This window comes from Rhodococcus sp. IEGM 1354 (assembly GCF_030056855.1).
Lineage (GTDB): Bacteria > Actinomycetota > Actinomycetes > Mycobacteriales > Mycobacteriaceae > Rhodococcoides.
Genome location: NZ_JASHKT010000005.1, coordinates 246,151 through 268,025, shown reverse-complemented (window position 1 = coordinate 268,025; position 21,875 = coordinate 246,151). Strand labels below are relative to the sequence as shown.

Below are 21,875 nucleotides of genomic sequence, written 5' to 3'. Positions count from 1 at the left end.
TGCAACAGGTGTGACATCATTCACACGGCCGTCGGGGGTCTGCTGAATCGGTGGGAGTTCGTACATGGCATCAGGTGGTCGCGGCTTCGATGAGGTCGCCTCCCTCCGACGTTCCGGCCGGCATCGACGCGGAGTTCTTGCCAAACTCGCCGCGGCCACGTCGGATTGGTACCGGGCTCCGCACGACTTCGAATGGATCATCAACCACCGGTCCACTCGACCACTGACGGGAATCATCCGGGTCGTCTTCGGTACCGCCGTCCTGATGTACGCCTTGACGTCGATTCTGATGCTGTTCAGCGACCTCGGGCCCACCGGTTCGCCGGCAATCGGATGGGTTTTCTTCGTCCTGTTCACGCAGGTACTCGTCGCCGCACGGTGCGTGTTCGGCCCGATTCCGGGCAAGAAGTTCTTCGTCGGATTCCTGGCGTTCGGCGACATCCTGACCACCTCGGTGCTGGTGCTGTACGCGCCTGCCGCGTCCCTGATCGGAACGGTACTGTTCGCCGTCACGGGAGCGTTCTGTACGTATTTCCTCAGCCCTCGATTGCTCGTGGCCCACCTGGTGTGGACGGCGACGTTCATCATCGGCTTCGGTATTCGCACGTTCCTCGCCGTGATGGACGGCGAGGTGGTCGCCGTCGACGGACCGGCGGTCGCGACGGCGACGGTGGTGCTGTTGCTGGCAACGGTGGCGGTACCGGTGTTCGCGCAGGTGGCGTGGACGACGTTGTCCAACGACGCCAAGCGGTCGGTACTCGATCCTCTGACCGGGGTGTACAACCGCCGCGGTATCGACAGTGAACTGCTCGACCTGTGGCAGCTCGCGAACAAACGCGGACTGTCGATGGCGTTTCTGGTGGTCGACATCGACAAGTTCAAGGCCGTCAACGATAACTACGGCCACAGCAGAGGCGACGAGGTCATCGTCCGGGTCGCGGATCGGCTGCGCAGACTCGCGCGCCACCACGGCGGAGTGCTCGCGCGAACCGGTGGCGAAGAATTTCTGCTGGCCGTCGTCGGACCTGCGCAGAGCACCGTCGACCTCGGCGTCGATGTGGTGCGCGTGCTCTGCGACCACCGGGACGACATTCCGGTCACGGCGAGCGTCGGTATGGCACTGCTACGTGAGGACTCCGCACTGTGGGACGTGGGCACCTCCGTCGTGGGACGAGCGGCTCGCACGGCGGACGCGGCGATGTACCGGTCCAAGCAGTCCGGCGGGAACAGTGTGGTCGTCGACGAGATCTGACACGGGGATCTGCGATGATCGAGACATGTATCGACTCTCGGACGCCCAGCGGCGCGGTCTGCCCGCCGGTGTCCTGCTCTCGGTGATGGCCTCCGTCCTCGGCGGTATCTACTCCGACGACTTCCTGACCGGGTTCGCGCTGACTGCCGGAATCTGCGCGGTGGCGTTGATCGCCGCCACCCTGCTGCTGGGCCTGATGGGCAGATAGCCCTTCCGGGCGCAGGGCCGTTTCGATGTCGGTGCCGTCGGATAATCTTCGTCACGTGCCTGAGCCGACCGAACTGCCTGCAGGAACCGACGATGCCGCCGAGGCTGCCGGAGTCGAACTCGATCCTGCCACCTCTGCCGACCGCGAGCGGTGGCAAACACTGGCCGAGGAAGTACGTGGACATCAATTCCGCTACTACGTACGTGATTCGCCCATCGTCTCGGACGGTGAATTCGATGCCCTGCTGCGCGAACTGAACGATCTCGAACGAGCCCACCCGGACCTGCGTACGGCCGACTCACCGACCCAGCTCGTGGGCGGTGGTTTCGCGACGGAGTTCACCGCCGTCGACCATCTGGAACGAATGCTGAGCTTGGACAACGTGTTCGATCACGACGAGCTCCGTGCGTGGGCCAAGCGGGTCGAGACCGAGGCCGGGCCGGATCTGCACTACCTGTGCGAAGTCAAGATCGACGGCGTGGCGTTGAACCTGGTGTACGAGAACGGCACTCTGGTGCGCGGTGCGACTCGAGGTGACGGGCGGACCGGCGAGGACGTCACGCTCAATGCTCGGACGATCGACGACATCCCCGATACCTTGACCGGCAGCGCCGAATATCCGATCCCGGAGCTGCTCGAGGTGCGCGGTGAGGTGTTCTTCCGGTTGGAGGACTTCCAAGCGCTCAACGCGGCGCTCGTCGAGGAGGGCAAACCCCCGTTCGCCAATCCACGGAACTCCGCGGCGGGCTCGCTTCGTCAGAAGAATCCGGCCGTGACCTCGAAACGGCGTCTGGGCATGATCTGTCACGGCCTCGGACGGATGGTCGGCTTCACCCCCGATTCGCAATGGCACGCCTACGAGGCTCTACAGGCGTGGGGTCTGCCGATCTCCACCCACACGACGCGCGTACAGGGCATCGACGCCGTCGTCGAGAAAGTCGAGTACTGGGACAAGCACCGCCACGACGTCGAGCACGAGATCGACGGCCTGGTGGTCAAGATCGACGAGATGTCGTTGCACCGTCGGCTCGGAACGACGTCGCGAGCACCGCGGTGGGCCATCGCGTACAAGTACCCACCCGAGGAAGTCACCACCACCCTGCTGGACATTCGCGTCAGCGTCGGCCGAACCGGGCGTGTCACTCCGTTCGCGTACATGACGCCGGTACTCGTCGCGGGGTCCACGGTGTCTCTCGCGACCCTGCACAACGCGTCGGAGGTCAAGCGCAAGGGCGTTCTGATCGGTGACACCGTGACGATTCGCAAAGCAGGAGAGGTCATTCCGGAGGTGCTCGGCCCGGTCGTCGACGCCAGGACCGGCGCCGAGACCGAATTCGTCATGCCCACCGAATGCCCGGAATGCTCGACGCCGTTGGCACCGGCGAAAGACGGGGACGCGGACCTGCGCTGCCCCAATTCGCAGTTCTGCCCGGCGCAACGCCGTGAGCGTGTGTTCTTCGTGGCCGAACGGCAGCGTTTCGACATCGAGGGTCTCGGATACGAAGCGGCGACGGATCTTCTGGCGACCGGTGCGATCGAGGACGAGGGCGATTTGTTCTCGCTCACCGAAGAAGACCTGATGAAGACGACGATCTTCCGCACGAAGTCGGGCGCATTGTCGGCCACCGGCCGCAAACTGCTCGACAACCTGTCCTCCGCCAAGAATCAGCCTCTGTGGCGAGTGCTGGTGAGCCTGTCCATTCGCCACGTCGGCCCCTCCGCCGCACGAGCCCTCGCCGGAGAATTCGGCAGCCTCGAGCGAATCGAAGCAGCGTCCGTCGAGGAATTGTCGGCGGTCGACGGGGTGGGCGGCACCATCGCGGCTGCTGTGTCGGAATGGTTCGAGGTCGACTGGCACCGGGCCATCGTGGAGAAGTGGCGGAACGCCGGTGTCTCGATGGAGGACGAGCGAGACGCCTCCATCGAGCGGAATCTGGAAGGCCTGTCGATCGTCGTCACCGGTTCGCTCGAGTCCTACTCGCGCGACGAGGCCAAGGAGGCGATCTTGCTGCGAGGCGGAAAGGCCGCCGGTTCGGTCTCGAAGAAGACGGCGTTCGTCGTCGTCGGCGAATCGCCCGGCTCGAAGCACGACAAGGCCGTCGAGCTCGGGGTACCGGTTCTGGACGAGGCAGGGTTCACACGTCTGTTGACCGAAGGCCCGGACGCGGTGTCGGAGCCGCCGACGGACACCGACGCGGCGCAGTAGGAAGACCGCGCAAGTTCCGGTGATCAGGTCAGGACGGTCGCGACGATCCCGGCGAGGTAACCGAGCCGGGCTACCTCCGAGGGCCTGAACTCGGGCCCTCCCGGCCGGCCCAACATCAGCACGGTGCCGGTGGTGCCGAGGGGAGCGGCAGCGATCTTGGTGTCCATGTCCCGCCACACCTGAGGTACCCAGTCTGCGTCGGAGTCGAGGGCAGCGGGAGAGGTCAAGGGGAACCAGGGCAGTTCGGCGGCGTGTGTTTCGGGTGCGCCCGGGCTACCGACCAGGCGGAACGGACCGTGCGCGTTGGTAGCCACCACCGTGCTCCAGCCCACGCGCAGAACTCGGGGAGCGCCGTCGACCAGGACTTGGAGACGGTCGTCGGATGCCGCTGCGACCCGATCGATCAGTTCCAGTTCGCGATGGGTGTCGAGAACGCCGGTGTACGGCCGGATCGAGTCGACGCGGACGTCGGTGAGGTTCTCGGCTGCAGTGATCAGTGTGTCGGGAAGCGAACCGGGCGCAACGTCGACCACCAGGTCGTCGACCGCATAGCCGTCGCCGCGCTCGATGACGTCGAGCGAGAGGATGTCCGCTCCGACCGAGCCGAGGGCCACGGCGAGCGATCCGAGGCTGCCCGGCCGGTCCGGCAGCTGCACGCGGAGCAGGTAGGACATGGCACGCTCCCTTTCGACGTCTGGCGTAGTTCAGGGAACACTGTGCACCCCCGGCGCGAGCAATCTTTGCATCTTCGACCTGGCCGGCTCGACACGCAACGCGGGACGTGACAATTCTGACACCCGCGCGGCGAGATCGGCGGCCCATCGAGACGGCTGACCGGGGGTGAGGCCGGCGAAACGGTGAGCACTAGGCTGGACCGCGTTCGCGGACCTGTGCGGTTCGCTCTGCGCAAATACGGGGCCGGTTCCTGCAGGCCCCACTCCTACTGTGTGAAAGGGGTCTACGCGGTGCCCGATATCTCCCGCGACGAGGTCGCTCACCTCGCCCGGCTGTCGCGCTTGGCTCTCAGCGACGCCGAACTCGACGAGTTCGCCGGCCAGTTGGATTCGATCCTCCATCACGTCAAGACCGTGGCCGAGGTGGCGACGGACGACGTTGCGCCGACAGCCAACCCCAGTGACATCGTCAATGTGACGCGACCCGATGTGATCGTTCCCGGTCTGACGCCGGAGCAGTCGCTGTCCGGTGCACCGAATGCCGAGGAGGGCCGTTTCGCGGTGCCGCAGATTCTGGGAGAGAGCGAATGACCGACCTGACCAAGCTCGACGCGTCCGAGCTCGCCGACCGTATCCACTCGCGTGACGTCAGCGCGGTGGAGGTCACCCGGGCACATCTGGATCGGATTGCCGAGGTCGACGGCGATCTCCATGCGTTCCTGCATGTGGCGAGCGCTCAGGCGCTGGCCGCGGCGAACGACGTCGATGCCGGGCTGGCTGCGGGCTCGGCACCCGCCTCACCGCTCGCCGGGGTACCGCTGGCGCTCAAGGACGTGTTCACCACCACCGACATGCCGACGACCGCCGGCTCGAAGATTCTCGACGGGTGGGTGTCGCCGTACGACGCGACGCTGACGTCGAAGTTGCGAGCCGCGGGCATTCCGGTTCTCGGCAAGACCAACATGGACGAGTTCGCAATGGGCTCGTCCACCGAGAACTCCGCGTACGGACCGACCAAGAACCCCTGGGACACCACCCGGATCCCGGGCGGCTCGGGAGGCGGAAGTGCGGCCGCGCTCGCCTCGTTCCAGGCACCGCTGGCCATCGGCACCGATACCGGTGGATCCATTCGGCAGCCCGCGGCACTGACCGGCACCGTGGGAACCAAGCCGACGTACGGCAGCGTCTCGCGGTACGGCCTCATCGCTTGCGCCTCCTCGCTGGATCAGGGTGGACCCTGCGGTCGTACGGTGCTCGACACCGCGTTGCTGCACGAGGTCATCGCGGGTTACGACCCGCGGGATTCGACGTCGGTCGACACCCCGGTTCGTCCCGTCGTCGAGGCGGCCCGAGAGGGCGCTCGCGGCGATCTGACCGGAGTGAAGGTGGGTGTGGTCAAGGAGTTGCACTCGGACAACTACCAGTCCGGTGTCATCTCGTCCTTCGACGCCGCCGTGGCCGCATTGACCTCGCTCGGTGCCGAGGTGGTCGAGGTGTCCTGCCCCAACTTCGTCCACGCATTGGCTGCGTACTACCTGATTCTCCCGTCCGAGGTGTCGTCCAACTTGGCCCGGTTCGACGGAATGCGGTACGGCCTGCGTGCGGGCGACGACGGGCACCACAGCGCCGAGTCGGTCATGGCCACCACCCGCGCTCAGGGGTTCGGGCCTGAGGTCAAGCGCCGCATCATGATCGGCACCTACGCGTTGTCGGCCGGTTACTACGACGCGTACTACGGGTCGGCCCTGAAGGTCCGCACCTTGATCGCGCAGGATTTCGACGCGGCATACGAGAAGGTGGACGTGCTCGTATCGCCGACGACGCCGACGACGGCATTCCCGTTGGGCGACAAGGTGGACGACCCGATGGCGATGTATCTCAACGATCTGTGCACCCTGCCCACCAACCTCGCCGGCCACTGCGCGATGTCGGTGCCGTCCGGTCTGGCGTCCGAGGACGGTCTGCCCGTAGGTCTGCAGATCATGGCTCCCGCGTTCGCAGACGAGCGGCTCTACCGCGTCGGCGCTGCGTACGAGGCTGCTCGCGGCGATCTGCGGTAGTTCCAGGTGCTGCATCGGTGGGCGGCCCGGTTGGCGCATCTGCCCTTGCTCGGTGGAGCGGTCCCGGTCATCGTGTTGGCGGCGGCCACGGTGCTGGCGATCGTGGCCGCCGTTGCGATCGTGGTTCGCGTCCGCGGTGGCCGTCCGCTCGGCTCGCTCGTCGGTGGGCTGAGCGCACTGAGCCTGGCGGCGGCGCTCCTGGTGGCGACCAGCGTGTTGACCAATCTGACGGTGACGCGGTATCCCACGGCCGCGTCGGCGCTCGGGCGAGCACCGGTCGCGCATGTCGAAGGACACGGCCGGTTGTTCGACGTGGAGATGCCTGGCACGGTGTCGCAGTTCCATGCTCGTCCGGCGACGGTCTATCTCCCGGCCGCGTACGACGACGGAGCGGACGACCTCCCGGTTCTGGTGTTGCTCACCGGCCAGCCCGGTCACGTGGTCGACTGGATCGAAGGTGGTCGACTACCGCAGACGATGGACGCGTTCGCGGCCCGTCACGGCGGCGTCGCCCCGGTCGTCGTCGTCGCCGACGGGCTGGGGGACACCGAGGCCAACCCGATGTGTATGGACTCGAATCTCGGTAATGCTGCGACGTATCTGACAGTCGATGTGCCGCAGTGGGTTCGGTCGAATCTCCACGTGTCCTCCGATCCTCGGTCCTGGGCGGTCGGCGGGTATTCCTACGGCGGAACCTGCGCCCTTCGACTCGCGACGACGGAACCGTCGGCGTACCCTACATTTCTCGACATCTCCGGCGAGGACGAACAACGTCGCGGAACCAGAGCGGAGTCGGTCCTTGCTGCGTACGGGGCGGACACACCGGCCGACGAGGCGCGGTTCGAGCGCACCACGCCGCTGAATCTGCTCTCCCGCAACAGCTTCCCCGACTCTGCCGGTGCCTTCGTCGTCGGAGCCGACGACGAGGAATTCAGGCCGCAAACCGAGCGGGCCTACCGAGCGGCCGCCGCTGCGGGCATGGATGTGCACTACAGCGAGTTGCCGGGAGGACACTCGATGCAGGTCTGGGCTCCGGCACTCGAACAGGAGATGGAGTGGCTCGGCAATCGGCTCGGTTTGCTCGGCTGATGGTCCAACACTCACTTTTTCAGCGGGCCCTCCTTTCGACGGCCCTCCTTTCAACGGCAGCGAGCCATGGCCTCGCCTTGGTCGGTGCCGTATCGATGGCCGTGGCCCGGCGCCACGTCCAATGCGGCGAGCAGGTCGACGGATGTCTGCAGGAAGCCGACGACAGGCAACCACGGCGGACGTGGGGCATCGATCGTGAACGTCGTCGTATTCGGCGGCGACCACAGTAGATCGAGAGACCATCGCGCGACGGGGTCCGAGGAGTTGGCGAGGACGGCGGCCCCGTCGGTGTCGACCGATCCCGCGGGCGGTCCGGCCCAGACAGCCGCGCAGAGCGACGAAATATTCTGTCGCACAGCGAGGTACGCATCACTTCCTGCAATCGAACCCAGGCTCTGGCCGTACACGACGACTTTCGGTGTGGTCGGCTCCGCTGCCGCTCGTGTTGCAACGGCTCGAACTACGGCGTTCGCGGACCGGCGGGCGTCGTCCTCGGCGAACAGGAAGGTCGCCCAACTCGGCTTGTCGGAGTACTGCACCGCCACCGTCGCGACGTCACCGCCGAACGTTCTCTCGGCCCCGGTGATCGCATTTTCGTCCACCCAGCCGGACCCGGTGGGAATCGCGACCACGACGACGTTGCGTTCGAAGGCTCCGGCTCGTTCCATCTCGGAGACGGCCAGTGCCACGCGCTGGTCCGGTGTCGCGGCCGACTCGAGTCCCACGTAAGTCCGTACGGTATCGAGATCCTGCCCTCCCGATGCGAACGCGCGGCCCTCGCGTCCCAGCGTGCGCCACGGCACCGAGGATCCGGGACCGCCGGATCTCGTCTCCGATGTCGGGGCGGCCCCTGCGTCGTCCATCGCCGAGTTCGAGGCCGAGTACGAGGCCGACAGAGTGGACCACACGAACGGAACGGCCAGGGTGTACGACAGTGCGCCGACTGTGACGAGCAGTGCCACGCAACGGTTCCGGCCCAGAGCGGAGCAGATTCGCCGGAGCGCGCTACCGGCTCCGCACAGTACGAGCGCAACGCACAGGGCACCCCCGGCGACGTCCGCAATGTAGCTCCAGCTCACCGGTTCGACGTTCATAGCTGCTCGTAATCGGTTCTGCCAGAACATGTTCGAGGCCAACGCGCTACTCGAGATCAATGCAGCAGTGCCGACGGTCCACGCTCGCAGTCGTTGCGACGCGGGCCGTCGTGACCCGAACACCCGTCGGCCCGTCCATGCGACCGTCAGGGCGAGCGCCACCATGAATCCGGTGAACAGGGCCGCGGTGGCGGCGGAGCGGGGCAGGAGTGACGGAGTCGATGAAATCGCCACAGCCACCGCAACGGACATCGACGTGCCGAGTCTCGGAAGACGAAGGCCATTGGTTGACAACAGATCTGATTCGACCGGGGCCTCGACTCCGCGGTCCGGGATGGCCGTGGTGGACATCAGCGTAGGACCGTTCGGATCGTGGCCATCGACACGCGCCGGTACCGTGCGACAACGGATGCGATCAGCAGCGTCAGCGCCAGCACGGCTCCGAACAGCGTCAGGGGCATGGCGGGTTCGGCGACCGGTGCACCGAACGATTGGCGCCAGGAATTGAGATCGACTGCCGTCGCCGCCACGACAGCAGCTGCGTCGCAGATCTGCCGGGACCCCTCGTCGGTGCGGTGGTCACAGGCGTCGTGCATGCGACGGTCGAGTTGGGCGTCGATCGCCCTGCGCCACTGTGGGTCGACGCTCGATCCCGTCGTCTTGGCGTACCGGAGCAGGTCGTAGCCCAGGTCGTGGGCTCGGCACGCAGGCTCGAACTCGGGTGGCAGTGGGATCGGGGACGAACAGTCCCCGCCGGGATTGCTCGCCATCCCGTCCTGCACCGCAGGCCGGTACCCCATGACGTCTGCGAAGTCGCTCGGGATGGTCGACGCAGCGTTGTCGGCGGGTTCGGTGACCAATGCGCGAACGGTCAGTGCCACCGGGGAGCGACGGTCCTCGGCGGGTGACGACGTTGCTGCTCCCGTCGTGGCGGTCGCGACGACGATGGCTGCTGCCACGCAAGTGAGGATGCGAGATATGTTCCGGCTCATGAGGATCGACGCTAAGTTCGGCCGGCCGAGGCGAGCATCGCTCCGAGGTTCGGCTGTGGTGAGTGCCCCGGGGGCCGGCTGGACGCGGCCCTGATACCTCAGAGCCATGTCGAACCGATACCCCGGTACGAGGACGCCGGCGGTCGATGCTGCCTAGGCTCGAGACGTGCGAAAGAAAAGGTCGACGAGTCTCGAACTCGGAGTACGCGCTCGGCGACGGGTGCCCGCGCAGATCGGCGGAGTCCGTTCGGTCGATGTGCTGATCATCTTGGTGACGGCAATCCTGTACTCGATCGCGTGGCCGACACTGACGGTCACGCATCAGGTTTCGGTTCCGTTGCTACCGTTCGTCGCAGCGTTGGCAGCGTTTCCGTTCGCGCTGATCAGACTCAATCCCGCGATGGGGTGGGCGGTATCGGCGCTGTCCGCGTTGGTGATTCCGGCGGCATTCGACCGCGTTCCGGATTACGACTACCCGTGGCAAGTGGTGCACATCCTCGTGCTGTTGGCGTTGCTGTTCGCGGTTGCGCTACGTTCTCCGGCGTCGGTCCTGTTGGTGGCGTGGTTGGCCAGCATGCTGGTGTTCTTCGCGTACATGCCGGGATCCGACGGAATCGGGTGGTCGGTGGGCCTGACTGCGGTGGTGGTGTTCGGGCTGCTGATCCGGTGGCTCGTTCTCTCGCGCAGGCAGCTCGCGCAGCAGGAGGAGGTCAGCGAACTCGAACGCACTCGCCGCACGATTCTCGAGGAGAGGGCGAAGATCGCCCGCGATCTGCACGACGTCGTGGCACACCACATGTCGATGGTCGTCGTTCAGGCCCAGAGCGCGCAGTACCGACTGGACGACGTGTCGCCGGCCGCGGCCCGGGAATTCGAGATGATCGGAGCGAGTGCTCGCGAGGCCCTCAACGAGATCCGGGGGATGCTCGGGGTATTGCGTAGTGATGGAGCGCAGATGCAGGACGCGCCCGCGCCGAGTGCGCTGGATCTCGAACGCACGTTGCAGGCGAGTCGCAGAGCGGGCATGAACGTGCGGTGGACCATCGCCGGTGATGTCGAATCGGTCTCGGAGACAACAGGACTGACCCTGTTCCGTATTCTGCAGGAATCGCTGTCCAATGCCGCGCGCCATGCTCCGGAGGCCGAGGTGGAGGTCGATGTCGCGATCGGGCCTACCGTCGTGGACATGACGGTGGTGAACGCACCGGCTCCGAACCCGAGTAGCTCCCGTACTCCCGCACGTGATTGCGGCGGGCACGGAATCGCGGGAATGCGCGAGCGAGCGCAGGCAGCGCACGGCCGGCTGCATGCCGCTCCGCTGCCCGGCGGTGGGTTCGAGGTCGCGGTTCGCGTCCCGATCGGGATGTCGACTTCCACGGCAACGGGTGACGTCGACGACGCGGTTTAGGCTGTCACGCGTGGTTACAACGGTGTTCATCGCCGACGATCAGGCGATGGTGCGGCAGGGATTCGGTGCGCTGCTCGGTGCTCAGGACGACATCTCGGTCGTCGGCGACGCCGACAACGGTCGTACCGCGGTCAGCGAGGTCGCCCGGCTGTTGCCGGACGTAGTGCTGATGGACGTGCGCATGCCCGAGATGAACGGGCTCGACGCGGCCCGCGCGATCCTGGCCGCGTCGCACGCGTCTCCGGTCCGTGTCCTGATGCTGACGACCTTCGACATCGACGATTACGTCTACGAGGCCCTGGCTCTCGGGGCCAGCGGATTTCTCCTCAAGGACGCGCCGGCCGAGGAACTGATCAGGGGCGTACGGGTCGTCGCGGCCGGTGATGCGCTGCTGGCACCGTCGGTGACCCGACGGCTCATCTCCGACGTCACGACCCGTCGCGGAGCGCGGAGGAACACTCCGTCGCGCCTGGCCGATCTGACGCCGCGCGAGCGCGAGGTTCTCGAACTCATCGCGACCGGCATGTCCAATGCGGAAATTGCAGGTGCGCTGTTCTTGGCCGAACAGACGGTCAAGACCCATGTCGGCAAGGTGCTGAGCAAGCTCGGTCTACGCGACCGCGCGCAGGCGGTCGTACTGGCCTACGAAACCGGTGTCGTCACGCCCAAGTGAGGCCGACCGGTACCGGCGCGCGCGGGGACCCACGCCCGATTAGGCTGACGTTCGTCACTTCGGTCCGCTCCGCGGGCCTGCGAGCAGAGAGGCCAAAATCGATGCGCATCGGAGTTCTGACCGGAGGCGGCGATTGCCCAGGGCTCAATGCGGTGATCCGCGCTGTCGTGCGCACCGCCGACGCGCGATACGGCTCCACGGTCGTCGGATTCCAGGACGGATGGCGCGGGCTTCTCGAAGACCGTCGGGTCCAGCTGCGCAACGACGATCGCAACGACCGTCTGCTCACCAAGGGTGGCACCATGCTCGGGACGGCTCGAACCAACCCCGATGTGCTGCGGGCCGGTCTCGATCGAGTCAAGCAGACCCTCGAGGACAACGGCATCGACGTGTTGATCCCCATCGGCGGTGAAGGAACTCTGACGGCAGCTGCGTGGCTGTCGGAGGAGGGCGTGCCGGTGGTCGGTGTCCCCAAGACGATCGACAACGACATCGATTGCACCGACGTCACATTCGGCTTCGACACGGCGCTCACCATCGCCACCGATGCGATCGACCGACTGCACAGCACCGCCGAATCGCACCAGCGAGTGATGCTGGTGGAGGTGATGGGGCGACACGCAGGTTGGATCGCGTTGCACGCGGGGTTGGCCTCGGGTTCGCACATGACTCTCATCCCGGAGCAGCCCTTCGACGTCGAAGAGGTATGCACGTTGGTGCGCAAGCGTTTTCAGCGGGGCGACTCCCACTTCATCTGCGTCGTGGCCGAAGGGGCCAAGCCCGTCGAAGGTTCGATGCAGTTGCTCGACGGCGGTATCGACGAGTTCGGGCACGTCCGATTCACCGGTGTCGCCCATCAGCTCGGCGTCGAGATCGAGCGTCGCATCAACAAAGAGGTACGCACCACGGTGCTCGGGCACGTGCAGCGTGGCGGTACTCCCACTCCGTACGACCGTGTGCTCGCAACGAGATTCGGTGTCAACGCCACCGATGCCGCGCATTCCGGAGACTTCGGAAAGATGGTCTCGCTGCGCGGTGCCGAGATCGGCCTGGTGTCGTTGGCCGAGGCCACCAAGCAACTCAAGCGGGTCCCGCAGACGCGGTACGACGACGCAGCAGCGTTCTTCGGCTGACCCCGAGTCGATCGGTGCGCGAGGACACGTGGTTACTCGCGTGGCGAATGCAATGCATAAACTACGGAGCATGACTGCTGCAACCGTCGATCTGATCGATTACGACGATGTGCTCGCCACGTTCGACCCCGTGCTCGGCATGGAGGTTCACGTCGAGTTGGGTACGGCCACCAAGATGTTCTGTGGTTGCCCCACCGCGTTCGGTGCGGAGCCCAATACGCAGGTGTGCCCGGTGTGCCTGAGCCTTCCCGGCGCACTGCCGGTGGTCAACGCTGCTGCGGTGGAGTCGGCGATTCGTATCGGGCTGGCGCTCAATTGCTCGATCACCCCGTGGGGACGGTTCGCGCGGAAGAACTACTTCTACCCGGATCAGCCGAAGAACTACCAGATCTCGCAGTACGACGAGCCGATCGCCACGGAGGGTTACCTCGACGTCGTGCTCGACGACGGCAGCACGTTCCGCGTCGAGATCGAGCGGGCCCACATGGAGGAAGACACCGGCAAGTCGACGCACGTCGGTGGCGCAACCGGACGAATCGAGGGCGCGTCGCATTCGTTGCTCGACTACAACCGCGCCGGTGTGCCCTTGGTGGAGATCGTGACCAAGACCATCACCGGTACCGGTGAGCGGGCACCGGAGGTGGCGCGGGCGTACGTGACCGCATTGCGTGATCTGCTCAAGTCGCTGAACGTCTCCGATGTGCGGATGGATCAGGGTTCGTTGCGCTGCGATGCCAACGTCTCGTTGATGCGAAAGTCGGCAACCGAGTTCGGTACTCGTACCGAGACGAAGAACGTCAACTCGCTCAAAAGTGTCGAGGTCGCCGTGCGCTACGAGATGCGCCGTCAGGCTGCGGTACTCGAATCCGGCGGCGAGGTGACGCAGGAAACCCGACATTTCCAGGAGTCCGACGGCACCACCACGGCGGGCCGGAAGAAGGAGACCGCGGAGGACTACCGCTACTTCCCGGAGCCCGACCTCGCTCCCGTGGCCCCGGATGCAGCGTGGATCGAGGAGCTGCGAGCCACTCTGCCCGAGCTGCCATGGTTGCGCCGCGGGCGAATTCAGAAGGACTGGGGCGTCTCCGACGAGGAAATGCGCGACTTGGTGAACTCGGGTGCTCTCGAACTCGTGGCGGCGACCGTCGACGCCGGCGCGTCGGCGCAGGCTGCGCGGTCGTGGTGGGTGTCGTACCTGGCGCAGCAGGCCAACATCGCCGGCGTCGAACTGGGGGATCTGGCGATCACACCGGCTCAGGTGGCCGAGGTGGCAGCCTTGGTCGCCGACGGCAAGGTCAACAACAACGGTGCCCGTCAGATCGTGGACGGAGTATTGGCCGGTGAGGGCGAGCCCGCAGAGGTGATGTCCGCGCGGAACCTAGTGTTGGAGAAGGACGACACCAAGCTCCAAGCCGCCGTCGACGAAGCACTTGCCGCGAACCCCGGTGTGGTGGACAAGATCCGCAAAGGCAAGGTCCAGGCCGCCGGTGCCATCGTCGGCGCGGTGATGAAGGCGACGCGGGGGCAAGCCGATGCCGCCCGAGTCAAGGAACTCGTGCTGGCAGCGTGCGGTCAGTCCTGATCGACGGATGAACAGGGCGGCCGGGCAGCGATTGCTGCCCGGCCGCCCTGTTCGTTCGAAGGAGCTGTCGGATCAGTCGAAGCCGCCACCACCGCCGGCAGGGAACGGCACCTTGACGACCCGGTCGTCGGTGGGGCCGACGGCAGTGCCGTTCTTGTTCACCGTTCCGACCAGAATCTGACCGTCGCTCGTGCTGGTAGCCCCGTTCAACTGCCCGTACTTGTCCTGGATCAACAGGGTCGGCTCGGCCGAGACCGCTCCGGTGTTCGGGTCCGTGGCCAGTGCTGCAACAGCTTTCGCTGTGGTCAGGGCAACCGCGACGCCGCTCTGACCGGCGGCGCACCCGGCCACACCCGGACGGTCGGGCCAGGTCCACACGGGGGAGAACACTGCTCCCAGCTTGTCGATGCGCTGCAGGCGATCCTCGGTGGCGGTGCGGTCGGTGACGTAGATGTTTCCGCTGCCGTCGGTGCACACGTCGCCCGCTGTGCCGATACCGCTGAGCGCGATCCCCGGCCGCGGGGGAGTGGGAGTCGGCGACAGTGACGTCACGCGTAACAGCTTGCCGGACAACGAGTTCGGATCCGCGGCGGCCACGGCATCGCCGTTGTCGCCGGTCAACACCAGAAGTTCGTTCGGCGTGTAGAACTCGAGGGAACCTCGGACTCCCGCGGCCCCGCGGGGGATCCCGGTCAAGATGTCCTTGGGTACGTCCCCCTGCGCGAGCCGAACGACCCGCGTATCCAACGCCGTCGTGATCAACGCGTAAAGCAGTTTGTCCTCGGCGTACGTGGGCGAGAGAGCAATGTCGAGCAGGCCCCCGTCGCCGGTGCCGTCGACGGGGATCGTGGCCACCTGCTGTGGCGTCCGCCCTGCGGTGACCTCCATGATGCGGCCGGTCCTGCGTTCTGCCACGAGGCTGCTCTGTCCGTCGGGAAGAGCCACGAGTCCGCCCGTGGTGTCGAGGCAGGTGGCGATCACGGCCGGGTCGGGATCCACGCACGGTCCCGAGACGGGTTGCGGGGCGTTCGGACCCGCCGGGGGCGAGGTCTCGCTGGGTGTGGTGGGTTTCAGCTCGGCAGCTCCGACATCCGGCGCGGGGGTGAACGGGGACGAGTTGGAGTCGTCGAATCGGGCGCACCCGGCGAGCAGAACAGCCGTCGTCGACAGGGCGACCACAGCCGCGCGGGCAGTTCGTGACGATGCTCCGAGCGGCTTCATGGTTCGAACGTTACGGAACGTCGACTCCGACGCGCCACGCGGCCGTGAGCGTCAACGTCGGTGGCGCGGGCTCGTCGGCCTTAGTGTGGGGAGGTGACCGATACACCGCGTGACCCCAACCAGCAGGATCCCTCGTACGAACCGGCCGAGAGCCCGTACGACAACCCCACCGAGAAGATTTCGCCCACGCGTTCGGGTTCCGACGCGTCCGGTGCATCGACCACAGCGTTCGGTGCGCAGCGTTCGGATCGTCTGCCCCGAACCGACGACGAATTGGACTTCCCGCATTCCTCCGCATCCGACAAGCGGAGCACCGATGCGGCACCGACAGAGAAGATCCCGACGTACCGACCGTCGGCCTTCGCCGACTCGCCGACCCAGACGCCGACGACGGCCGGTGCCACCTCGAACGCGTACTCGGATCGTCCGACGGAGTATCTCGGTGACTCCTCCGATTCGACAGTCGCTGCCCCGGCAGCCCCGGTTCGCACCGAGACCGTCGAAATTCCGGCCCGACGCGGCACCACCGATCTGGGCCTGTTCGTCCTACGCGTCGCCATCGGAGCAGTGTTTCTCGGCCACGGCCTGCAGAAACTCGTCGGATTGTGGAACGGTCCCGGGCTGGACGGATTTCAGAATCTCCTGGAGGAGTCCGGATTCCGGTATCCGGAGATCCTTGCCATCGCGGCCGCGGCCGGGGAAACCCTCGGCGGCGCACTGCTGATCCTGGGACTGGCGACGCCGTTGGCCGGTGCAGCTGTGTTGGCGACCATCATCAACGCCTGGTGCTTCAAGCAGGCGGCAGAGCCCGGGTTGCAGTTCTCCGGTGCCACCGGCGTGGAATACGAGACCGTTCTCGGCTTCGCGGCCGCGGCCATCATTCTCACCGGACCCGGAAAGATCGCGTTCGACGGCCGCCGTGGCTGGGCGACCCGCCCGCGCATCGGATCGTTCCTCGCACTCGCGGTGGGAATCGCCGCGGGCGTGTGCATCTGGATCTTCCTCAACGGAGCGAATCCGGTCGTCCGCTGATCCAGTCGAAAACCACCATGTGAGTGGTTCCTCGTAGCCCACTACGAGGAACCACTCACATGCTTTTTCTGCTCAGGGCACGTAGCGCACAGCACCCTTGTCCGCGGATGTCGCCAGTGCGGCGTAGGCGCGCAGCGCCGTCGTGACCGTGCGCTGTCGGTCGACCGGCTGCCACGGCCGCTCGGACGCGAGCATCTTCGCGCGTCGAGTCTCCAGAGTCTGCTCGTCGACGAGGATCTCGAGCGTGCGCGTGGCGACGTCGATGCGGACCTGGTCGCCGTTCTCGACGAGGCCGATCACGCCGCCGGCCGCAGCCTCCGGGGAAATGTGTCCGATGGACAGACCCGACGTACCCCCGGAGAACCGTCCGTCGGTGATCAGGGCACAGACCTTGCCCAGACCGGCACCCTTGAGGAACGCCGTGGGGTGCAGCATCTCCTGCATTCCCGGTCCACCCTTGGGTCCCTCGTACCGCACGACGAGCACGTCACCGGGTTGGATCTTCTTCTGCAGGATGGCCGAGACGGCTTCTTCCTGAGACTCGACGACCAGCGCAGGTCCCTGGAACGAGAAGAGGTCCTCGTCGATGCCCGCGGTCTTCAGAATCGCGCCGTCGACGGCGATGTTGCCGCGCAGCACCACCAGACCGCCCTCGACCGTGTACGCGTGTTCGAGATCGCGGATGCAGCCACCCGCGGCGTCGGTGTCGAGGGAGGACCAGCGATTGCTCGTAGAGAACGGTTCGACGGTTCGGACGCCGCCGGGAGCGGCATGGAACAGCTCGATCGCCTCGTCGGATGCGGCACCGGATCGGATGTCCCACGTATCGAGCCATTCGTCGAAGCTCTTCGTGTGGACGGTCGAGACGTCGGTCTCCAGCAGATTCGCACGCCGCAGTTCGCCGAGGAGCGCGGGTATTCCACCCGCCCGGTGCACGTCTTCCATGTGGTAGTCGGAGTTGGGGGAGACCTTCGCCAGGCATGGGACCTTGCGGCTGATGGCGTCGATGGTGTCGAGGTCGAAGTCGACCTCGCCCTCCTGCGCCGCCGCGAGTGTGTGCAGCACGGTATTGGTCGAGCCTCCCATCGCCACGTCCAGTGCCATCGCGTTGCGGAATGCCGCCGGGGTGGCGATGTTGCGGGGCAGCACCGACTCGTCCTCGTCCCGGTAGTACTTGATCGCCGCTTCGACGATGGTCGTGCCGGCCCGGGTGAACAGGGCGCGGCGGGCCTCGTGGGTGGCCAGCGTGGAGCCGTTGCCGGGCAACGCCAGGCCGAGCGCTTCGGTGAGGCAGTTCATCGAGTTGGCGGTGAACATGCCCGAGCAGGACCCGCATGTCGGGCACGCGCTGCGCTCGACCTCGTCCAGGCCCTCTTCGGACACGGCATCGTTCGCGCTGGCGGAGATCGCGGTGATCAGGTCGGTGGGTGCCTGCGCGACTCCTCCGACGACCACAGCTTTACCGGCCTCCATCGGCCCACCGGAGACGAACACCGCCGGGATGTTCAAGCGCATGGCCGCGTTGAGCATGCCGGGAGTGATCTTGTCGCAGTTGGAGATGCACACGAGTGCGTCCGCAGTGTGGGCGTTGGCCATGTACTCGACCGAGTCGGCGATGATCTCGCGGCTGGGCAGGGAGTACAGCATGCCGCCGTGCCCCATCGCGATGCCGTCGTCGACGGCGATGGTGTGGAACTCGCGAGGGACTCCGCCGGCTGCGCGGACGGCGTCGGCGACGATCTCGCCGACGTTCTTCAGGTGAACGTGGCCGGGTACGAACTGGGTGTACGAGTTCGCGATGGCGACGATCGGTTTACCGAAATCCGAATCGGTCATTCCGGTGGCGCGCCACAGCGAGCGTGCGCCCGCCGCATTGCGTCCGATAGTGGTGACCCGTGAGCGTAGCGGCGGCATAGTGGCAGTTCCTCGTTCGTTGCAGCGGTGATCGCAACGAGGAGATTACTCGGCTGCTCGTCAGTGATCCTTCGGTGCCTGTTCGTCGTCGTCGGCATTCTCGGCCTCTGCGCGTGCCCGATCCTCCGCCGCAGCTGCCGCGGCATAGGGGTCGGTGATGCGGCCCCCGCTGGCGGCCGCGAGTTGGGGGAGCCGGTCGAACCGCACCAGCGGAAGTGACTTCTCCGTCTTGTCGGTGAGCACCACGCGTGCCCAGCGGCGGTCGGGGAAGTGCAGTCCGACCACGGACTCCCACTCGATGACGTCGGAGCCGATGAAACGGCGGGCCGTGATCGCCTCGGGAGTGATGACGGTGCGCACGCGCAGCACCCAGATGCACGCGACGATCGGCAGAATCAGCAGCCAACCCAGTGCGGCGGGCCAGCTCGCCGCCGGGAGAGATGTACTGAACAGGAGCAACCCGACGCCGATCAGCGCCAGACGCGGGAGACGGATGACCTGCCTGCTCGACGGCGGTGGCCCGTCGGCACTGTTCGGTACCGCGGGACCGGTGTGGGATGATGGCCGAGGTGGTTCGGACTGCTGCGAAGACGACACCCATTCATCTTCGCATTGCATCTACGCGATCTCACATAATGGGATTGCGTCGTGACGAGTTTGACTCTTCCCTGTGCGCGCGCCTACCGTTCAGTGCGTGAAGCGGAATTGGATACTCGTAATCGGCCGGCGCGTCAACGCCTGAGCCGGTTGTTCAAACTCGCATCGACGCGCCACCCTCGTACAGCTCACGCTGACGGGGGTTTTTTCTTGCCCAGAGATCGCCCAGCAATTTCACATTCCTGAGGAAGCAATCAGTGAGCGCACCAACCGCACGCCCAGGGCCCACGACACGTAAGTCGGGGACAGCCGCAAGCCCGTCGACCAGCACCCCGTCCGCAGACGCGGCGACCACCGGATCGCGACGCCACGTCGCGCCCGAGAAGGTCAGCGGCGCACAGTCGGTCGTACGAGCTCTCGAAGAACTCGACGTCGACACCGTATTCGGCATTCCCGGTGGCGCGGTTCTCCCGGTCTACGATCCGCTCTTCGACTCCGTCAAGGTGCGCCACGTGCTCGTTCGCCACGAGCAGGGTGCGGGTCATGCCGCCACCGGCTACGCCCAGGCGACCGGCAAGGTCGGCGTCTGCATGGCGACGTCCGGCCCGGGTGCGACCAACCTCGTCACCCCGCTGGCCGATGCGCAGATGGACTCGGTTCCCATCGTTGCGATCACCGGTCAGGTCGCACGCAGCCTCATCGGTACCGACGGGTTCCAGGAAGCCGACATCTCGGGTATCACGATGCCCATCACCAAGCACAACTTCCTGATCACCGACGGTGCGGACATCCCGCGCATCATGGCCGAGGCGTTCTACATCGCCGCGTCGGGTCGTCCCGGTGCCGTCCTCGTCGACATCCCGAAGGATGTGCTGCAGGCGCAGACCACGTTCTCGTGGCCGCCGGAAATGCGCCTGCCCGGCTACCGCCCGGTCACCAAGCCGCACGGCAAGCAGGTCCGCGAAGCGGCACGCTACATCGCCGATGCCAAGCAGCCGGTGCTGTACGTCGGCGGCGGCGTCATCAAGGCCAACGCCTCGGCAGAACTGCTCGAGCTCGCCGAACTGACCGGCATCCCGGTCGTCACGACGCTGATGGCTCGCGGGGCATTTCCCGACACTCACCAGCTGAATCTGGGCATGCCGGGTATGCACGGCACCGTCGCCGCGGTGGCGGCTCTGCAGCGCAGCGATCTGCTGATCACGCTCGGTGCCCGGTTCGACGACCGCGTCACCGGTCAGCTCTCGTCCTTCGCTCCCGATGCCAAGGTGATCCACGCCGACATCGACCCGGCCGAGATCGGTAAGAACCGGTACGCGGACGTGCCGATCGTGGGCGACTGCGGCGAGGTCATCACCGAGCTGATCGAGGCCCTGCGGGCCGATCGCGCCACCGGAACGACTCTCGACCTCGAGCAGTGGTGGGTCTACCTCGACGGCATCCGCAAGACGTACCCGTTGAGCTACGACCGTCCGTCCGACGGAGCCATGTCTCCCGAGTTCGTCATCTCCTCGGTCGGCAAGTTCGCCGGTCCCGACGCGATCTACTGCGCAGGCGTCGGCCAGCACCAGATGTGGGCCGCGCAGTTCATCAACTACGAGAAGCCGCGCACGTGGCTCAACTCGGGCGGTCTCGGCACGATGGGGTACGCGGTTCCGGCCGCCATGGGAGCCAAGATGGGCCTGCCCGACGCCGAGGTGTGGGCCATCGACGGTGACGGCTGCTTCCAGATGACCAATCAGGAGCTTGCTACCTGCGCAGTCGAGGGCATCCCGATCAAGGTCGCGCTCATCAACAACGGCAACCTCGGCATGGTCCGGCAGTGGCAGACCCTGTTCTACGAGGAGCGCTACTCCAACACCAACCTCGGTACGCACGGTGCCGTGCGCATCCCCGATTTCGTCAAGCTCGCCGAGGCGCTCGGCTGCGTCGGCTTGCGCTGCGAGCGGGAAGAGGACGTGGATGCGGTGATCGCCCAGGCACGCGCCATCAACGACCGCCCGGTCGTCATCGACTTCATCGTCGGTGCCGACGCTCAGGTGTGGCCGATGGTGGCCGCCGGAACGGGCAACGACGAGATCATGGCCGCCCGCGGTATCCGTCCGCTGTTCGACGAGGACGAGACCGTGGGCAGTGAGCCAGGACTCGACGATGCGATGGAACGCGAGCAGGCGCCGCACCCGATGAACAACGACGCGAAAGGCACGGACCTGTGAGCACGAGCCATACCCTCAGCGTTCTCGTCGAGGACAAGCCAGGTGTGTTGGCGCGCGTGGCCGCGTTGTTCTCGCGCCGCGGCTTCAACATCTCCTCACTCGCCGTCGGCGGCACCGAGATTCCCGATATCTCGCGCATGACGATCGTGGTGACGGTCGACGAGTTCCCGCTCGAGCAGGTGACCAAGCAGCTCAACAAGCTCATCAACGTCATCAAGATCGTCGAGCAGGACGACGATTCCTCGGTGGCGCGCGAGTTGGTCCTGATCAAGGTCCGCGCCGATGCCAGCGTTCGGAGCGAGGTCATCGAAACGGTGAATCTGTTCCGCGCCAAGGTCATCGACGTCTCTCCCGAGGCGGTGACGGTCGAGGCGACGGGCACCCGCTCCAAGCTCGACGCGTTGCTGAAGATGTTGGACCCTTATGGAATTCGAGAAATAGTCCAGTCGGGAGTCGTTGCCGTCGGACGTGGACCGAAATCGATCACTGCGTCGCGGTAGCGGCCCCGGTGACGAACACGCTTA

19 protein-coding genes are annotated in these 21,875 nt (G+C 66.1%); 13 read left to right on the top strand and 6 right to left on the bottom strand.

Going from position 1 to position 21,875, the window contains the following annotated elements; translation table 11 throughout:
* The first annotated feature begins 64 nt into the window (after window positions 1-64).
* Genes QM588_RS13375 through ligA form a run of 3 tightly spaced genes read left to right on the top strand, consistent with a single transcriptional unit; the run spans window position 65 to window position 3,666 of the window.
* A complete protein-coding gene (locus QM588_RS13375; RefSeq protein WP_283313938.1) occupies window positions 65-1,252 on the top strand; it encodes a GGDEF domain-containing protein in 1,188 nt (395 codons plus the stop codon).
* Window positions 1,253-1,277: 25 nt separating this feature from the next.
* On the top strand, window positions 1,278-1,460 hold the full coding sequence (locus QM588_RS13370) for a hypothetical protein (protein ID WP_027496631.1): 183 nt from the start codon (window positions 1,278-1,280) through the stop codon (window positions 1,458-1,460).
* Between the two features lie 25 nt (window positions 1,461-1,485).
* Entirely contained in the window at window positions 1,486-3,666 is a 2,181-nt protein-coding gene (ligA, locus tag QM588_RS13365) for an NAD-dependent DNA ligase LigA (RefSeq protein WP_283313937.1), read from the top strand.
* A 23-nt stretch (window positions 3,667-3,689) separates the two neighbouring features.
* Here the strand turns inward: ligA and QM588_RS13360 are convergent, their stop codons facing one another.
* On the bottom strand, window positions 3,690-4,340 hold the full coding sequence (locus QM588_RS13360) for an amino acid-binding protein (protein WP_027496633.1): 651 nt from the start codon (window positions 4,338-4,340) through the stop codon (window positions 3,690-3,692).
* Between the two features lie 291 nt (window positions 4,341-4,631).
* On the opposite strand from QM588_RS13360, the gene gatC reads away from it, so the two are divergent.
* Genes gatC through QM588_RS13345 form a run of 3 tightly spaced genes read left to right on the top strand, consistent with a single transcriptional unit; the run spans window position 4,632 to window position 7,489 of the window.
* Window positions 4,632-4,931 carry an Asp-tRNA(Asn)/Glu-tRNA(Gln) amidotransferase subunit GatC gene (gene gatC / locus QM588_RS13355; RefSeq protein WP_027496634.1) on the top strand — a complete coding sequence of 100 codons (300 nt, stop codon included), beginning with the start codon at window positions 4,632-4,634 and terminating at the stop codon, window positions 4,929-4,931.
* Window positions 4,928-6,400 (top strand): Asp-tRNA(Asn)/Glu-tRNA(Gln) amidotransferase subunit GatA, encoded by a 1,473-nt coding sequence (gene gatA, locus QM588_RS13350; protein ID WP_032366363.1) that lies wholly within the window; start codon window positions 4,928-4,930, stop codon window positions 6,398-6,400. Before gatC ends, gatA begins: the two co-directional genes overlap by 4 nt.
* A gap of 6 nt (window positions 6,401-6,406) precedes the next feature.
* Window positions 6,407-7,489 (top strand): alpha/beta hydrolase, encoded by a 1,083-nt coding sequence (locus tag QM588_RS13345; protein ID WP_283313933.1) that lies wholly within the window; start codon window positions 6,407-6,409, stop codon window positions 7,487-7,489.
* Between the two features lie 50 nt (window positions 7,490-7,539).
* Here the strand turns inward: QM588_RS13345 and QM588_RS13340 are convergent, their stop codons facing one another.
* Entirely contained in the window at window positions 7,540-8,934 is a 1,395-nt protein-coding gene (locus QM588_RS13340) for an alpha/beta-hydrolase family protein (RefSeq protein WP_283313931.1), read from the bottom strand.
* A complete protein-coding gene (locus QM588_RS13335) occupies window positions 8,934-9,542 on the bottom strand; it encodes a hypothetical protein (RefSeq protein ID WP_283313930.1) in 609 nt (202 codons plus the stop codon). Before QM588_RS13335 ends, QM588_RS13340 begins: the two co-directional genes overlap by 1 nt.
* A 199-nt stretch (window positions 9,543-9,741) precedes the next feature.
* Here QM588_RS13335 and QM588_RS13330 point away from each other — a divergent pair, with 199 nt between their 5' ends.
* From QM588_RS13330 to gatB, 4 genes are all read left to right on the top strand, one after another.
* Window positions 9,742-10,983: a sensor histidine kinase gene (locus QM588_RS13330; RefSeq protein ID WP_442972915.1), complete on the top strand. Its 1,242-nt coding sequence runs from the start codon at window positions 9,742-9,744 to the stop codon at window positions 10,981-10,983.
* A gap of 10 nt (window positions 10,984-10,993) precedes the next feature.
* Window positions 10,994-11,656: a response regulator gene (locus QM588_RS13325; RefSeq protein ID WP_283313929.1), complete on the top strand. Its 663-nt coding sequence runs from the start codon at window positions 10,994-10,996 to the stop codon at window positions 11,654-11,656.
* A 101-nt stretch (window positions 11,657-11,757) separates the two neighbouring features.
* Window positions 11,758-12,789 (top strand): ATP-dependent 6-phosphofructokinase, encoded by a 1,032-nt coding sequence (locus QM588_RS13320; RefSeq protein ID WP_032366581.1) that lies wholly within the window; start codon window positions 11,758-11,760, stop codon window positions 12,787-12,789.
* A 70-nt stretch (window positions 12,790-12,859) separates the two neighbouring features.
* Entirely contained in the window at window positions 12,860-14,371 is a 1,512-nt protein-coding gene (gene gatB / locus QM588_RS13315) for an Asp-tRNA(Asn)/Glu-tRNA(Gln) amidotransferase subunit GatB (RefSeq protein ID WP_283313928.1), read from the top strand.
* Window positions 14,372-14,443: 72 nt separating this feature from the next.
* Here gatB and QM588_RS13310 read toward each other — a convergent pair whose 3' ends face one another.
* Window positions 14,444-15,592: a PQQ-dependent sugar dehydrogenase gene (locus QM588_RS13310; protein ID WP_283313926.1), complete on the bottom strand. Its 1,149-nt coding sequence runs from the start codon at window positions 15,590-15,592 to the stop codon at window positions 14,444-14,446.
* 93 nt (window positions 15,593-15,685) lie between these two features.
* Between QM588_RS13310 and QM588_RS13305 the strand changes: the two genes are divergently transcribed.
* Entirely contained in the window at window positions 15,686-16,624 is a 939-nt protein-coding gene (locus QM588_RS13305) for a DoxX family protein (protein ID WP_283313925.1), read from the top strand.
* A 72-nt stretch (window positions 16,625-16,696) separates the two neighbouring features.
* Here the strand turns inward: QM588_RS13305 and ilvD are convergent, their stop codons facing one another.
* Together ilvD and QM588_RS13295 are read right to left on the bottom strand one after the other, a co-directional pair.
* Window positions 16,697-18,538, bottom strand: coding sequence for a dihydroxy-acid dehydratase (gene ilvD, locus QM588_RS13300; RefSeq protein ID WP_283313924.1), 1,842 nt, complete (start codon window positions 18,536-18,538; stop codon window positions 16,697-16,699).
* A 60-nt stretch (window positions 18,539-18,598) separates the two neighbouring features.
* Window positions 18,599-19,135 carry a PH domain-containing protein gene (locus QM588_RS13295; RefSeq protein ID WP_283313923.1) on the bottom strand — a complete coding sequence of 179 codons (537 nt, stop codon included), beginning with the start codon at window positions 19,133-19,135 and terminating at the stop codon, window positions 18,599-18,601.
* 257 nt (window positions 19,136-19,392) lie between these two features.
* Here QM588_RS13295 and QM588_RS13290 point away from each other — a divergent pair, with 257 nt between their 5' ends.
* Together QM588_RS13290 and ilvN are read left to right on the top strand one after the other, a co-directional pair.
* Window positions 19,393-21,351: an acetolactate synthase large subunit gene (locus QM588_RS13290; RefSeq protein WP_283313921.1), complete on the top strand. Its 1,959-nt coding sequence runs from the start codon at window positions 19,393-19,395 to the stop codon at window positions 21,349-21,351.
* Window positions 21,348-21,851 (top strand): acetolactate synthase small subunit, encoded by a 504-nt coding sequence (ilvN, locus tag QM588_RS13285; protein ID WP_008717436.1) that lies wholly within the window; start codon window positions 21,348-21,350, stop codon window positions 21,849-21,851. Before QM588_RS13290 ends, ilvN begins: the two co-directional genes overlap by 4 nt.
* Window positions 21,852-21,875: the final 24 nt, after the last annotated feature.